The sequence below is a fragment of the Paenibacillus sp. FSL R7-0312 genome (assembly GCF_038004445.1).
Taxonomy (GTDB): domain Bacteria; phylum Bacillota; class Bacilli; order Paenibacillales; family Paenibacillaceae; genus Paenibacillus_AQ.
The window spans coordinates 1,404,780-1,419,773 of the sequence record NZ_JBBORE010000001.1 but is presented as its reverse complement, the minus strand read 5'-3'; the positions used below and the strand labels follow the sequence as shown (position 1 = coordinate 1,419,773).

Annotated in this window: 11 protein-coding genes; 3 read left to right on the top strand and 8 right to left on the bottom strand. The window is 54.0% G+C overall.

The features are described 5' to 3' along the window. Positions 1 to 151: 151 nt before the first annotated feature. Together rlmH and MKX70_RS06070 are read right to left on the bottom strand one after the other, a co-directional pair. On the bottom strand, positions 152 to 631 hold the full coding sequence (rlmH, locus tag MKX70_RS06075; protein ID WP_042243843.1) for a 23S rRNA (pseudouridine(1915)-N(3))-methyltransferase RlmH: 480 nt from the start codon (positions 629 to 631) through the stop codon (positions 152 to 154). A gap of 200 nt (positions 632 to 831) precedes the next feature. Further along, positions 832 to 3,435 carry an S-layer homology domain-containing protein gene (locus MKX70_RS06070; protein ID WP_340839678.1) on the bottom strand — a complete coding sequence of 868 codons (2,604 nt, stop codon included), beginning with the start codon at positions 3,433 to 3,435 and terminating at the stop codon, positions 832 to 834. Between the two features lie 207 nt (positions 3,436 to 3,642). Between MKX70_RS06070 and MKX70_RS06065 the strand changes: the two genes are divergently transcribed. Together MKX70_RS06065 and MKX70_RS06060 are read left to right on the top strand one after the other, a co-directional pair. Further along, entirely contained in the window at positions 3,643 to 5,988 is a 2,346-nt protein-coding gene (locus tag MKX70_RS06065; RefSeq protein ID WP_340839677.1) for an AraC family transcriptional regulator, read from the top strand. A gap of 11 nt (positions 5,989 to 5,999) precedes the next feature. Continuing rightward, a complete protein-coding gene (locus MKX70_RS06060; protein WP_340839676.1) occupies positions 6,000 to 7,655 on the top strand; it encodes an ABC transporter substrate-binding protein in 1,656 nt (551 codons plus the stop codon). Positions 7,656 to 7,697: 42 nt separating this feature from the next. Here the strand turns inward: MKX70_RS06060 and nikE are convergent, their stop codons facing one another. The 6 genes from nikE to MKX70_RS06030 form a co-directional block, all read right to left on the bottom strand. After that, positions 7,698 to 8,513, bottom strand: coding sequence for a nickel import ATP-binding protein NikE (gene nikE / locus MKX70_RS06055; protein ID WP_042243849.1), 816 nt, complete (start codon positions 8,511 to 8,513; stop codon positions 7,698 to 7,700). 20 nt (positions 8,514 to 8,533) lie between these two features. After that, the gene (locus MKX70_RS06050; RefSeq protein ID WP_197073019.1) at positions 8,534 to 9,358 is read right to left on the bottom strand and encodes an ABC transporter ATP-binding protein; all 825 of its coding nucleotides are present in this window, start codon (positions 9,356 to 9,358) and stop codon (positions 8,534 to 8,536) included. Positions 9,359 to 9,377: 19 nt separating this feature from the next. Continuing rightward, positions 9,378 to 10,208: a nickel ABC transporter permease subunit NikC gene (nikC, locus tag MKX70_RS06045; protein ID WP_340781515.1), complete on the bottom strand. Its 831-nt coding sequence runs from the start codon at positions 10,206 to 10,208 to the stop codon at positions 9,378 to 9,380. 2 nt (positions 10,209 to 10,210) lie between these two features. Beyond that, positions 10,211 to 11,152 carry a nickel ABC transporter permease gene (gene nikB / locus MKX70_RS06040; protein ID WP_340781513.1) on the bottom strand — a complete coding sequence of 314 codons (942 nt, stop codon included), beginning with the start codon at positions 11,150 to 11,152 and terminating at the stop codon, positions 10,211 to 10,213. Positions 11,153 to 11,173: 21 nt separating this feature from the next. Further along, complete coding sequence (gene nikA / locus MKX70_RS06035; protein WP_340781510.1) at positions 11,174 to 12,793, bottom strand: nickel ABC transporter substrate-binding protein; 1,620 nt, start codon at positions 12,791 to 12,793, stop codon at positions 11,174 to 11,176. Between the two features lie 206 nt (positions 12,794 to 12,999). Next, a complete protein-coding gene (locus MKX70_RS06030) occupies positions 13,000 to 13,350 on the bottom strand; it encodes an ArsR/SmtB family transcription factor (RefSeq protein WP_042241165.1) in 351 nt (116 codons plus the stop codon). Between the two features lie 162 nt (positions 13,351 to 13,512). Here MKX70_RS06030 and MKX70_RS06025 point away from each other — a divergent pair, with 162 nt between their 5' ends. Continuing rightward, positions 13,513 to 14,925 (top strand): MFS transporter, encoded by a 1,413-nt coding sequence (locus MKX70_RS06025; protein WP_340781508.1) that lies wholly within the window; start codon positions 13,513 to 13,515, stop codon positions 14,923 to 14,925. Positions 14,926 to 14,994 lie beyond the last annotated feature (69 nt).

Below are 14,994 nucleotides of genomic sequence, written 5' to 3'. Positions count from 1 at the left end.
TAGGAGTAAGTCCCGTCCAGCTCTATGCCCTCAAATCACAGCATATCGCCTCTGTAGCAGGATTTTTCAGAGAAAGTTACTTAGTGTAAACCCTCGCCATGCTATTCTTTTTCCACGCCTTTTAGGCAGTTACCCACCATAAAACTTGCTGCTACTTATGATACGGTTCCCCGCGATTGATCTTCACCGCCCGGTAAATCTGCTCCACCAGCACCAGCCGCATGAGCTGGTGGGGCAGCGTCATGCGGCCGAAGCTCATGCGCTGCTGGGCGCGGCGCATCACCTCATCGGAGAGCCCGTGGCTGCCTCCGATGACGAAGACGACATGGCTCGTCCCGTAGGTGCCGAGCCGGTCGATCTCGGCGGCAAGCTCTTCCGAGCTCCAGAGCTTGCCGTCAATCGCGAGCGCAATGACATGCGCCTCGCTCTTGATCTGCGCGAGGATACGCTCCCCCTCGCGCACCTTCACCTGAACCACCTCTGCCTCACTGAGGTGGTCAGGTGCCTTCTCATCCGCCACCTCAATCATCTGAAACTTGAGGTAGGGCGTTAGCCGTTTGGCATATTCCGCGATGCCAAGACTCAGATACTTCTCCTTCAATTTGCCTACGCCAATCAGTTGAATTAACATATATCCTCCATCTATCTGCTTCCGCTTCATTTAGGATTTTGCTCTCTATCCCCTGTATTTTATCATATGCCTCTCCAAAACATTCAAATTTCACTTTGCTCCTGTTCACTGCCATAGCTTGATGAACGTCAAGGAGGACCATCCTTAACGGATGGCCCTCTGATGCGGCAGCTTGTGTATTATGCTTCTTACACAGCTACCTACAACCCTTCTATCAACGCCTGGATCGAGCTGTCGCTCTCCAGCGCGCGGATAATCACAGCCACGGCTTCTGCACGTGTAGCAGGATTCCGCGGAGCGAACGCTGATGCGGATATGCCCTGCACCAGATTAGCCGAAGCCGCCTGGCGGATAGCGTCAGCCGCCCAGTAACTGCTGCTGACATCCTTGAAGCTGGCCGGTGTACCGGTCTGAAGCACACCCAGATCCAGCACACGGCCAATAATCGTTACCATCTCGGCACGGGTGATAGTCGCACCCGGTTTGAAGCTGCCGTCGGCATAGCCGGTTACGATTCCTTTGTCCGCCAAAGCGCTGATATATCCAGCCGCCCAATTTGAAGCAGTATCACGGAATTTTGACGCAGTCGGAGTCGTGCCCAGACCGAAGGAGCGGGCGATCATCGCCGTGAATTCGGCTCTTGTGACCGGTGCATTCGGACGGAAGGAGCCGTCGGCATAGCCGTCGATGATCTGCAGCTTCACGGCTGCCGCGATGGTACGGCTGCCCCAATGGTCTGTAGTGTCCTTGAAGAGAATACTCTTATCCTTCGTTGCAGCAATAGCATCACTAACGGTCTTATATACAGTCTCCCGGCTGACAACTCCGGATTGGAACGGATTGGTTCCGCCCTGAGGCTGTTTCTCCGGTTCGGCAGGGGCATTGCTGCCGTTGCCTGTAGTTGTGCCGGTGTTCCCTGGTACCGTTCCGGTACTTCCAGCCGGAGTCCCCGGCGTTCCGCCCGGATTGCCGCCGCCAGTTCCACCACCGGAACTCGGGTTCCCGCCGCTTGTCGTATCTGTAATACTAAGCGCAATCTGATTGCTCAGGTAGACGACTTGAGCGGTATATTTGCTCAGCAGTCCTTCAACCTGCACAGAAGTAAACTGCCCGCTGCGCTGGCTCTCACCATGCGTAATGAGCGGAATCAGGCCGCTGCCTGGAACGTAGCTGTTCATCAAGTTTACCTTCAGCTTCCCGTCAGCCTTCACCGCGCCCTTAACCTCAAGGACATCGTCTGCTCCGGTAAGGCCCAGTACAAGCGTACCTTCGGAGGCCTGGGTGAAGCTGCCGCCGATTACCATTGCACCGTAGACGTTCTCCACTACAGAACCGCCGATATTCGTCACATTCCCTTTGCCGAAGGCTGTCGCCGAGTCTCCTTCCAGGATACCTGCCTTCACCTCTGTACCGCCGGAATACGTGTTACTCCCCGCCAGCTTAAGCGTGCCTGTACCCTCCTTGGTCAGTCCGCCCGTCCCGGAGATATCATTCCGCCAGCGGTCTGCCGCATGGAAGCCTCCTTCAGCAGCGTCCATGGTTACCGTTACATGCTCAGCGAATGCACCGTACCCGTCAGCCGCCGCGAACAGGTTCAGCCGACCCCAGCCTTCCGGATCATCCAGCACCGGATATCCAGATGGGAGAGCCGTTGTTACGAGAACTGCTCTACGCTGATCTGCACTCAGGTAAGGCAGTCGGGTCTCCAGCAAGACTTCCGCTCCCTTGGGGGCAACGGCAGGCTCAGTCGTGGAGTGAATCTGCGGGAAGCCGTAGGTCAACCGCTGGGTGAATTGTGCCTTATTCTTCGCATAATCCGTGAACCGGTCTTCTGCTGTACCGGTCTGTGTAAGCAGCACTTCATGGGCCTGAGTGTAAGCCTCCTGCTTCAGCGCCGCATTATCCGGGTCCGTCAGAGCTCCCGCGGCAAAGGCCATTGCTGTTACTCGTCCCCCCATTACATCCAAGGGAGAGTGCATCCCGGCCACAATCCGGTTGTTCCCCATCTCCGAGGCCCGGGTCATCAGCTCCTGGAATCGCTCCGGCACCGCGTAAGCGAGTGACAAGGCGGCCAGATAGGAAGCATTGGTATGACCGCTCGGGAAGCCGCCGTCCTTGGCAGGGGTATTGCTCATCGCTGGCACCAGTGTTGGCACGATGATGGAAGTATCCTTCCAGCGGAACGGACGCTTGTAGCTGTAGAAATTCTTGGCCTGGCTCGTTGAAGCATAATTGCCGCGGATGATCCCGATCAGGTCAACCATTTTGCCCAATTTGGAATCGGAATCGCCGCCCTTGTTGCTATCATTGCCGTCATTGTATTTCACGGACGTGGCATCATCCGGGATGCTGGTAATGGTGGTGTAAGTCCCTGACATAGCGCGGTAGACCTCAGACAACGAACCAAGACCGTCAACCGCTCCATAGGTCTGGCCTCTCCGGTCATCGTAATAAGCCGCCTGCTCCTCTGCCGGAGTTCGGGTCTTTGCCAGATCAGCTACATATTGAATGTTGTAATCCAGCACACTGCTGTTCTTCATCTTCCCGTTATCCCAGGAGGTGCCTGGTGTCCAGAGGTCCAGGAAGCCGGAGAGTACACCGATCGAGGGGTTGGAATACACCGCCATATTCACAGGTGTGTTATTCTTATAGGTATCTACGAAATGCCCCCATGCCGGAGCAGCCGGCAGCCCGGTTGTTGAATTACCGGTGGCCGCCTCTGCAGGATGTACCACGATCGAATTCGTGAGGAGTACCAGACCTGCCGTAACAGACAACAGCTTTCTTTTCGACTTCAAGTTCAATGTGTCAGCCCCTATCTTGTTATATTGATTGCCTGAATCGGACTCAATATAGCACTAGCCTCCGCCGCCGCTCAATAAGACAATTTCGCAATTCTATGATTTTGGGAACAATTCGACCATTTCCGGCCATTTAACATTGATTTAACATGAATCCCGAACAGACCTGTTAGGGGCTAGTGTATAATCCGCCTGGGAGGGGAATACATCTTGCGAAAATGGAACTCTGCCTTTGCCGCCTTAGCCGCTTCATACATCTCTGTTGTGCTAATCATTGTCTTCTTGCTCTGCTCTGCCTTCTATCTTTATTTCTCGAACCATTATAAGGAAGAGCTCCAGAGCCGCAACCAGCTTATCCTTGAGAATACAGCCAGAACCATAGAAACCTCCGTACTTGAGCGGGTTCAGCAGATCTATCTGGAGATCTCACTGAACCAGCAGGCAGCGCTCGGTCTGTTACCCGATGCTTCTCTTCCATCGAACCTCAGCAAAGTGAGCAGTCTCCAGGATATGCTGAGCGCGCAAGTGGCGAGTAATTCGGACTTGATCCAAGCTGTACATCTGTATGCCCCACGGGAGCACATCCTGCTCTCCTCGCTATACGGGCTGAAATTCAATGCTGATCAAGGAGCCGGGTCTGCCTACTGGAGTGATTGGGTAAATGGAATGAAGCGTAATCCCCGTAACAACCTGTGGACAGAGGCCCGCTTCGTCCCGGAAGATATTGTGTCCAGCATTCCCGGCGGCAGCGGGAGCCCGTTGATTACCTATGCGCATAGCTATCCTTTTCGTTCCTCCGGTGCCGACAGTGAGCTGCTGATCGCCATTGACCTGAAGGAGAGTGCGGTACGTGATATCCTGCTGAATATGATGCCTGCCCGGGACCAGACCAGCTTTATTGCCACGCAATCCGGAAGGATTCTTGCCGGCTCTCATCAGGATGCGGTGGACCAGGCAGGCACCTATGCTGCCAGCATTGCTAATGCGTTAGCCTCTCCAGAGACATCCGGGAGCTTAAGCCAGGAGATCAGCGGCAGCGCTTACGTTATTTCCTATCAGGATCTGCCATCAACCGGCTGGAAGCTCTTCAACGCTTCCCCGGCGGACCTCTTTTATGAGAAATGGGGGGTTGTCCAGCGGCTCATCCTGTCCCTTTGCCTGTTCGCCCTCTTGGTGGGAATCGGTTTGTCTGGAATCCTGGCCAAAATAAATTACAGCCCGGTCAAACGGCTGCTCCGGACGATTAAGGATCTCTCCGGTTCTGCGCCCGGTCCGGCGATTAACGAATTTAACCTGATTGACTCTGCCTTCACCCGGTTGAACGATAAAGTCAGCAGTCTGGAGGACACCCTGCTGGCCAGCAGTCCGCATATCCGGCAGAATATCATCATGAATCTCCTTCAGGGTACCCCTCCTCAGGGTAAGGTGACCGGAGATCCTGAATTCCTGGGACTGTCGCCGGAGCATACCCGTTACTGCTGCCTGCTCTTGAATACACGGGGAGCTTATACCCATATGAGTCTAAGCGGGATGCAAACGGCAATGACCGGAATCATCGAAGGGCTTGAGGAGATTCGGCTGCCGGGAAGCCGGATTATCGCTGAAGAGCTTCCGGACAAGCAGCTTATTGTAATCCTCGGTACACGCGAAGCCTCCGGGATTCTCCTTGATCAGCTCTCGGAACTTATCGTGACGGAGACCCGCAAACAGTTTCAGATCGGGATTCAGCTCTCCCGGGGCTGCTGGGTGGATGACATCCGCCGTCTCCATCACAGCTATACCGAAGCACAGACATTAATGAAATATGCTTACTTTTTGCCGGAGATAACCGTCTTGAAGGATCGGGCTCTTCTGGAGAAGGACCATAGTCTTGAGGAGCTTCCGCAACCTGTCCTTGCCAGGTTCAAAGATAAATTGCAGACCCGCCAGCTGGAGGAGGCCCTGGCAGCCCTTGAGCAATTGGTAGCGGCTATGCGGGAAGGCAGTTACCCTGCGGACTATTGCCACTTCATTCTGGCAAATACCGTCTTCATGTATTCCGATGTTCTGAAAAGCGTCCGCTATACCCCTGCCCTTCACGGGCATCTGGATCTCTACAACGAGTATATTGCCCTTGCGGATATCCGGCATTTCCAGGAATGGTTCGACGCGTCCATCAGCACCTTCATTGCCGATACGGAGAAGCGGAACAGTGACCGCGCGTTGTCGGCTATTGAAGCGGCCAAGGAATATATCGGGAAGCATCTGCCTGAAGATCTGTCCCTGGATGTCGTAGCTTCCAAGGTCTTTATCAGCCCTAAGTATCTAAGCAAGCTGTTTAAGGAAGAGCTGGGAATCACCTACACCGACTATATCACCGGCAGGCGGATGGAACAGGCCAAGCTGCTGATTGAGAACAACAACATGTCTATCGAACAGGTTGCCACTAGCGTCGGCTATGGAACTACAGCTTACTTTATCAAGCGGTTCAAGGAAATCTACGGCTGTACGCCGGGGAATTACTTGCGCACCGTGAATACATTACAGCCGCCGCAGGCAGAGATTAGTTTAAGTTAAGGAGGTGACTTATGATTGCAAGCAGACTCCGGCGTTATACCGCCTTCATTATCTCACCTGCACTCTTGCTTCTCTGGGGACTGATCAGCGGCTGCGACGGACAGCCCCCTGCTTCACACCTGCAAGAGCCCGGACCACAGGAGGCTGCTGCTGACGTCCCGAAGTTCAAGATCTCCTGGACCATGCACCAGAATCTTCCTGTCGCTGAGGATGCGGTGATGGTCCGGATTCTGGAGCAGAAGTTCAATGTAGATCTGGATTTCTGGAATCTGGCGAACAATAACTATGAGTCGCTGCTCGATCTGAAGCTGGTTCAAGGCCACATTCCCGACTTGTTCCGGGTCCGGCAGACTCAGGATCTGCTGAAATATCAGCAGCAGGGCCTGCTCGCCGCAATCCCCGAAGACCTGCTGAACACCTACGCCCCCAATATTCTTAAGGCCATCCGTGAGTATGCACCCGCATACCAGGATTATGGCCGTATTAACGGGTCCTATTATGGAATTCCGGTCATCAACCCTACCAATATCTATCGGGTCCCCGTAGTCTACCGCCAGGATTGGCTGGATAAGCTCAGCCTTACGGTGCCAGAGACCCTGGCCGATTTCGAGAAGGTCATCTATGCCTTTGCGAACCAGGACCCGGACGGCAACGGCATTCGGGACACCTACGGGTTATCGCTGGAAGGAATGAATGTCGTCTTCGGCGCGTTCGGGCAGATGGTCTTTACAGATCAGCTCTACTTCAGCCGGAAGGGTCAGGATCTGGTCATTGGCGCCCTGGAGCCGGACATGAAGAAGGCTCTGTACTATCTTCGCAAATGGTACCGCGACGGGGTCATTGATCCGGAGTTCATCACCGGGGAGAACAGCGGAGGCTATAAGCATCTGTCTCATGCCTTCATCAAAGGGCGGATCGGCATGACCTCCATGGGTAATTATTATCACTGGGTTCAGGATGGGGATTATTTAGACTGGAGCCTGGATGACCAGAAGACAGCCAGGCTGGTTCCGGCAGAAGCCACGTTTAACGTGAAGGAGTTAACTGCCAAGAATCCGCAGGCTAAGATCGTATTCGGCCGGCCTGTTAGCGGTCCTGACGGCAAACGCGGCTCCAAAGCCTACGATATGCTGATGAGCTTCACCGCCATTGGCGCGGAAGCTGTCCAAGAGCCCGGCAAGCTGGAGACCCTTCTGCAGATGCTGGACTACGTCAGCGCTAATCCGGATCCGGATGAAGCGACTGCCATGCAATACGGCCTTCAGGGAACCCATTGGGCCTGGGCGGGAGCGGGCAAGAAGGACATCATCCTGCTGCCCCCGTATAACCGGATGTTCAGCTATCAGAATACCATCGGTGCCAATATCGGCATGACCCTGCCTGCCATTCCTTCAGACCGCAGGGATCAGTGGGCGTCTACCTTGGGACTGGATCACGACGGCATCTATAATGCCCTTGAAGTGGCCACCCCTTCTCTTATCAGGAACAGTGCCGGGCTTATCAAGCTAAGAGACCAGGCCTACATTGCCTTCATTACCGGGGAACGCCCGCTGGAGGAATTCGGGGAATTCGTGGAGGAGTTCATGTCTGCGGGCGGAGCGGAGGTGCTGAAGGAGGCGAACGGGTCGTATAAGGAGCTTATTCCACACCAAAACGGTGAGCAATGAGGAGACACTGTAGTCCCCTCATTGCTCACCGGATTACTATCGTTAGGTTACGGAGTCTACGGGCAGATTCCTGTGCCGGTTACGCGGGTGATCTGCAAGCATAGAATCTAGCAAGCCTCGAACGGCGGGATGGGATGACCGCAGGAATTGCTCTTTGCTTGCGTTATATTCCACAATCTCGCCCTTCTCCATGACAGCCAGTGCGTCTGAGATCATATAGGCTGCTCTAATATCGTGGGTAATAAACAGATACGACAAGCCAAACGTAGCCCGAAGGTCATCCAGCAGCCGCAAAATATTCGCCCTATTAATCATATCCAGACTGCTTACCGCCTCATCCAGCACGATTAGCTTAGGCTTCAGAGCAATCGCCCTGGCGATATTGATCCGCTGCAGCTGCCCTCCACTGAACTGGAAGGGCTGCTTCTTCATGTCTGCAGCGCTGAGTCCGACACACTCCAGCAGCTCTCCGACCGCCCGCTTCTGCTCCTGGACCGTTAAGGTCTCATAATTGTGCAATGGCTCGCCAATGATCTGCTCCGCTGTCATCCGGGGGTTCAGCGCAGAATAACAATCCTGGAATACCACCTGGAGGTCCCGGCGGATCGCCCTGCGCATCTTGGGGTCCAGCTTATACAGATCCTGTCCCTGGAACCGCACTTCTCCCTCCCGGGGTTTTTCCAGTCCGAGAATGACCCGGCCCAGTGTGCTTTTGCCCGCTCCGCTCGATCCCAGCAGTCCCAGGCATGTTCCCTCTTCAATATGAAGCGACACGCGGGACAGCACAGGGTCTGTCACTTCGGAACGTCTCCACAGGCGGGATGTATAAGTATGGGTAACAGCCTTGACCTCAAGCATGTATTCCGCCTCTATTCCGATCATAGGCGGCTACCTGGCTGCGGGCTGAGCTGAAGCGTGGGCCTCGCAGCGAGCAGCTCCCGGGTATATTCATGCCGGGGATGGTCAAATATCTCATAACACCCGGCCTGCTCCACTATTCGCCCCTGCTGCATGACAGCAACCTCATCGGCCAGCTCCGCAATCACGCCGAGGTCATGGGAGATCAGCAGAATGGCGGTTCCATGCTCCTGCCTCATCCGGTCCAACTGCCGTAGCACCTGGAGCTGATTCGTCACATCCAGCGCCGTGGTAGGCTCATCCGCAATGATCACGGACGGCTTCAAGCACATCGTTAAGGCCAGCATCACCCGCTGGAGCATGCCCCCGCTCAGCTCAAACGGATACTTGCCCAGCAGCGCTGCAGGATCGGGCAGATTCACACCGGCCATGGAGCGGATCGCCTCTTCTCTGGCCTCTTTTTTACCCAGCTTACTGTGCGTACGGATCGCTTCTATCATACTCACACCAATAGTGTACACCGGAGAGAATGCCGTCATCGGATTCTGCATGATCAGAGCCAGCTGGCTACCGCGAAGCCCGCGCATCTCCTTCTCCGGAAGCCCGTTCAGCTCACGGTTATGTAACCGGATACTGCCTTCAATCACGCTTGTCTGCCGTTCAAGCATCTGCAGGAGTGCTAACGACGTAACAGTTTTTCCGCTGCCGCTCCCTCCCACAAGACCAAGGACATGCCCCGGCTTCAGATCAAAGTGAACATCCTCTACAAGGGGCAGAATTCCCGCCGCTGTCTCCACAGATACTTTCAGACCCTTCACCTGCAGCACATATTCCGATTGTTCCATGATTCGCTCATTCCTTTTTCTAGGAGCCTCTTTTTACACCATACCGCTCAGACAATGCTTCGCCAAGCAGATTAAACGATGCTACAACCATGATAATCATCAGGCCCGGATAGAGCATCAGCTGCGGGTGATTGCGGATGAAGGATTTCCCCTCGTTCAGCATAGCCCCCCATTCCGGTGTAGGAGCCTGGACTCCCAGTCCAAGAAAGGACATGGCGGAGATATCCATAATCGCCCAGCCCATCTCCAGGGTACCGATCACCACAATGGAAGGCAGAATGTTGGGAATGAGGTGCCGTCTCATAATCTGCCATGAGGAGGAGCCGCTGATGCGCGCTGCCGTAATGAAATTCCGTTCCTTCAGGCTGACTATCATATTACGAAACATCCGGGCGTAATACACCCATTGGACCAGCATCAGAGCGATTACTAATTGAGACAGGCCCGGACCCAGTATCCCGATAAGGCCGAAGACCAATATCATACTCGGAAAAGACATGATTCCTTCACACAGCCGCATAAGCACAGCGTCCAGCCACCCGCCGGTATACCCTGAGACTACGCCGACGAATAGCCCTACCCCCAAGGAAGCTGCAAAAATAAGGGAAGCGAAGCCCAGCGATATCCGGGTTCCATACAGTAGCCTGGACAGATTGTCCCGGCCAAGCTGATCTGTGCCCAGCAGGTATTCCCACGAGGGTGGACTGAGCTTCATCGCCAGATTCACCCGTACCGGGTCATGTGGTGAAATCCAGGGAGCCAGTAGACCGGCAAGACCAAATAGCATCAGGAGGCTGCCGCAGATGACGATCACCCTCCTGCCTTTGAACCCACTGCTTAAGTACCTCATCCTTAGCTGGCCCTCCCTTTACGCGCAATCCGGGGGTCCAGGAACAGCTGGAGCAGATCTGCTGCCAGATTGCTCGTGACGATCACACAGACGGACAGCATCACATAGCATTGAATCACCGGAATATCGCGATTCACGATCGCTTCAATGAAGTAACGGCCGAACCCCGGCCAGGAGAATACCTGCTCCACGATAATCGCTCCTGTCAGCAATTTCCCCAAATTCATGCCCAGTCCTGTAATTAGCGGCGCTATGGCAATTCTCAGCACGTACTTATACAGAATTACACGTTCCTTGATCCCTCTGGCCCGGGCATAACGGACATAAGCCTCCTTCAGCTCCTCCAGGACCGTGGTCCGCAGCAGACGCGCGTAGATGGCAATGAGCCAGAGCGCGAGGGTGATGGAAGGAAGAATCAGGTGCTGTAAGGACCCTCTGCCTTCTACAGGAAGCCATTCGAGCTTGACCGATATGAAGAACATCAGCAGATATCCAATCCAGAACACGGGAACACAGGCACCGATATAAGCAAACCCCCGGATAACGTGATCCACCAGCCGGTTTTTGTAGATAGCCGACAGCACCCCAAGCGGGATGCTGACAACCAGTGCCAGAAGAATGCTGGCCGATGCAAGCTGAATGGTCGCGGGCAGCTTCTGTGCAACTTCCTCCCACACCGGCATATTGGAAATATAGGAGTTGCCGAAGTCCAGCCGGAGAAGCCGGGTCACAGACTGGACGTATTGAGCCAGCAGCGGCTGATCTAACCCGAATTCATGCCTTTTGGCTGCCAGCACTTCATCATCCGGATGGATATGGGCTGCAGCCAGATAGGCCTCAGCCGGGTCCACAGGCCCTACCCGGATCATCACAAACATCAGAAACGAGGAGAACAGAATGATGGGAATGATGGATAGAACTCTTTTTCCTATATAAACGCCCATTGGAACCCTCCCGAAAGCCGGCTACTTCTTATCCATTCCGTACAATGGATACTCATCCCGGTTGGACGGGAAATTGAAATCAGTCACATCCTTCTGGTACACTGCAATCTGCTTGATGTAGGAGATCGGAAGGATCGAGGATTGTTCCTGCAACGTAGTGAGAACAGAGCCGAACAACTCGGTACGGGCTTGGTCATCTGTAGTAGCCATGCCTTCCTTGATCTTCTTGTCAATCTCGGCCTTCATCGGCAGGGCAGCCAGTGTATCTGAGACCCCGAAGCCTTGCTGCACAACGGCTGTCATGAAGGAATGCGGGTCATACGGCGCACCGAAGGTAGAGTAGAAATTCATATCGAATTCATTGGCTTTTCTACGCTGGATATAGACGGTCAGCTCTACACCCGTGATCTTTAGGTTAACGCCTATTGCCGACCATTCGGCCTGCAAGGTCTCCGCCATTGCTTTCTGGGTCAGATCCGCCTTGTCATAGATTAGCTCCAGCTCAAGCGGCTCCCCATCCTTCTCCCGGACGTTTGTACCAGAAGCCAGCTTCCAGCCCGCCTCGTCCAGAAGCGAGTTCGCTTGCTCCACATCATACTTAACAGGGCTCACTTTAATATTGGCGTAAGGCAGATTGGGAGGCAGGATATAGTCTGCCTTTTCCTCCAGTCCCAGCGTTACCCCTTCTACCATCGCTTCCTTGTCAAAGCCCATGCTAAGCGCTTGGCGAACCTTAAGATCGGCCAGTTTCCCGTTCATGGTATTCAGCACCAGATTACGGGTTGCGATCGGATCAGACAGCTTAGTGACGTACTTCCCGGCACTCTCAAGCTGTTTGTATGCGTCATAGCTAATCAATCCTTCGCCGTAGATCAGGTCTAGATCACCTTTTTCGAAAGACAGCACACGGGTTTCCGCATCAGGAATAACCTTCACAACCACCTTATCTACCTTGGGCTTCTCTCCCCAATAATAGGGATTCGGCGTGAATGTTGCAGATTCATCCTTCTTATAAGTGCTAAGCACCCAGGGTCCGGTTCCAATGGGACTTGCCACTCCCTTGGACGTATCGCCATCCTCAGGGAAGCCCGCCTCTCCAAGAAAACGTACAGGCCGTACAACCGCAAGATCATACAAAGCCGGATAATACGGCTCCTTCAGCGTAAGCTGGAACGTAGTATCATCAAGCGCTTCTGTCTTCTCAATCAGCGGGATCACCCCCAGCCAAGTGTGCATCTTCATATTATTCAGGACTGCATCCATATTCCTCTTCACAAGCTGTGCGGTAAAAGCCGTGCCGTCAGAGAATTTGACGTTACTGCGGATCTTGAATGTGTATACCTTGCCCTCAGGCGATAGCGTCCAGGACTCGGCCAGAGTGGGGACAATCTTCCCGTCCTTATAACTGACTAGCGGCTCATAGATCATAGATTGGGCTAGCAGCTGAGACGGATTATACAAATGCGGATTCATCGGTCCAATATCCCGGGGCCACGCCATCGTGATAGTCTTGGCGTTCTGCTCTCCTGCAGCGTCCGATGAATTTCCCGTATTATTCGTTGAACAGCCTGCTGCCACCATAGAAATAGCCAATAATACGAGCAGGCCTTGCAGCAACCTCTTGCCTCTAGATGCAAACATAGTGTTGAAGCCTCTTTTCTAATCGAGAATGATTATCATTATAAATTAAAATATTACTTTACTTGACACAATTTTGTCAATGGTAACGCTTGTGATTCCTATACATATATATGGGAAAGAAAAACCACCCCAGGGCGCTGGAGTGGCAGTTAAGCATAGGGTATATGAATTATTATTATACTCAATCGGCAATTACCTTATGGTAGCTATTCTGTCTCTTCCCCCGGCTCCCCGAACCCCTCACCCGGCTCAGACATCTCATAAGCATTCAACACCGAATCCAGAAGCCCCGGAAAACGCTCGTCCAGATCCTCTGTCCGCAGCGACAGAATACGCTGCGTGCCCTGCGCCTGCGTGTAGACAACACCCGCTTCGCGAAGCGTCCGGGCATGATGAGTCAGGGTGGACTTGGCAATCGGCACCTTGAAGCTATTGCAGGCCTGGGCGCCATGTTTGCGAATTTCCGACACTACATATAAACGGACCGGATCACTAAGTGCATAGAGCACGGAAGCGAGCTGAATGTCCTTGCGGTCCGGATGATGGAGCAGCTTCATAAGTAAGACTCCTTTGGATTACAGAAATGAATTTAAATTTCATCTTCCTACTTCATATTTATATTTTATTCCCTAATTGCATTTTACATTAGCGCATGCTATATTTCAATAGTTCGTAAGTAATCGAACTATACAATAACTTTAATAAAGGAGTGGCCACCCATGAGCTCATCACATACAGCTGCGGACAATACAGACTTTCCAACCGCAGCTCCGGAAGCTACTCTTCCGCGCGAAGGTTTGCTTACTCTGTTATTCAGCGTTGCTGTTGTTCTCGTCATTATGAATACAGCGATGTTCAATCTGGCATTGCCTGATGTGACCGAGACCTTCGGCATCACAGCAGCATCCGCCTCCTGGATTGTTACCGGGTATTCCATCATGTTCTCTATTGCCTCAATCACATACAGCCGGCTCTCTGACTTCCTGCCGATCCGCCGGCTGCTGGTTATCGGGCTGCTTACGCTAGGACTTGCTGCCGTGGCCGGTTTCTTCAGCACCAACTTTATCTTCCTGCTTATTGTGCGCATTCTGCAAGCTTCGGGAGCAGGCGCAGTCATGTCCTTATCGCTCGTCCTGTTCACTCGTTATGTCCCGCAGGCCCGCCGCGGCAAAGCAATGGCAACGATCATGTCCGCCGTCTCGCTGGGTCTGGGACTCGGGCCCGTAGCCGGAGGTTCCATTGTGGAGTATCTGGGCTGGACCTGGCTGTTCGCGGTCACCGCAGCGATTCTGCTCCTGGTACCGCTGTTCCTGATCCTGCTCCCTAAGGAAGTTCCTACCCGCGGCTCCTTCGACATCCTGGGCGGTGTGTTCCTCGGCGCTGGCACCACCGGTCTGCTGCTGTTCCTGACCAGCGGACTGTGGGTTGCCCTGATCGCCGGACTTGTAGCCATTGCCTTGTTTGTCGGCCGCATCCGCACCACACCTGACCCATTCGTGATGCCGGCGCTGTTCCGTAACCGGTCCTATCTCGTGCTGGCCCTCGTTGGTGTCGCCTCCTACCTGTGCAGCTTCGCCACCTTGTTCCTGCTGCCTCAGATTCTGGTTCACCGCTTCGGCTTCAGCGCCAGCCATGCCGGACTGGTAATTTTCCCCGGCTCACTGCTCGCGATCTTCGTCTCCCGCACCGTGGGTCGGATCATTGACCGTTACGGCAATGCCGGAATCCTGCGCTTCGCACCGTTCCTGGTACTGGCCGCAACAGTACTATTCGCCTTGTTCGCCGGGAAGTCATGGGTTGCCGTCATGCTGGTCTACATGATTATGAGCCTCTCGTTCACCGTCCTGTCCAGCAGTGTATCAAATGAGATCTCGCGGATTCTGCCTTCCTCGCAGATCGGCTCCGGGATGGGGCTGTTCCAGCTGCTGCAGTTCTTCAGCGGAGCGTTCAGCGTGGCGATGGCCGCAAGCGCTCTGCAATGGCAGCGGGGCTTGCCGCTCTCAGCGGCTTACTCCAACATCTACTGGGGATTATCCATTGCGGCAATCGTCGCAATTGTATCAGCCTTTATATATGGGCGCAGCAGCCAGAGCAGCACGCTGGCCGAAATGGCGGAAGCCGCAGACGCCTAACAAGCTTACGCTATTTTTTCCCGCAGGCACTTTGCCTTGGTCTCTTGCTGCAGCTATCCGCCTGCAGAA

What these genes read in the sequence shown, in the direction of transcription:
- nikE (WP_042243849.1), bottom strand. Translation starts at nt 8,513, where the DNA reads ATGCTTGAGGTCAAGGCTGTTACCCATACTTATACATCCCGCCTGTGG.
- MKX70_RS06050 (WP_197073019.1), bottom strand. Translation starts at nt 9,358, where the DNA reads ATGGAACAATCGGAATATGTGCTGCAGGTGAAGGGTCTGAAAGTATCT.
- nikB (WP_340781513.1), bottom strand. Translation starts at nt 11,152, where the DNA reads ATGGGCGTTTATATAGGAAAAAGAGTTCTATCCATCATTCCCATCATT.
- nikC (WP_340781515.1), bottom strand. Translation starts at nt 10,208, where the DNA reads ATGAGGTACTTAAGCAGTGGGTTCAAAGGCAGGAGGGTGATCGTCATC.
- MKX70_RS06060 (WP_340839676.1), top strand. Translation starts at nt 6,000, where the DNA reads ATGATTGCAAGCAGACTCCGGCGTTATACCGCCTTCATTATCTCACCT.
- nikA (WP_340781510.1), bottom strand. Translation starts at nt 12,793, where the DNA reads ATGTTTGCATCTAGAGGCAAGAGGTTGCTGCAAGGCCTGCTCGTATTA.
- rlmH (WP_042243843.1), bottom strand. Translation starts at nt 631, where the DNA reads ATGTTAATTCAACTGATTGGCGTAGGCAAATTGAAGGAGAAGTATCTG.
- MKX70_RS06030 (WP_042241165.1), bottom strand. Translation starts at nt 13,350, where the DNA reads ATGAAGCTGCTCCATCATCCGGACCGCAAGGACATTCAGCTCGCTTCC.
- MKX70_RS06025 (WP_340781508.1), top strand. Translation starts at nt 13,513, where the DNA reads ATGAGCTCATCACATACAGCTGCGGACAATACAGACTTTCCAACCGCA.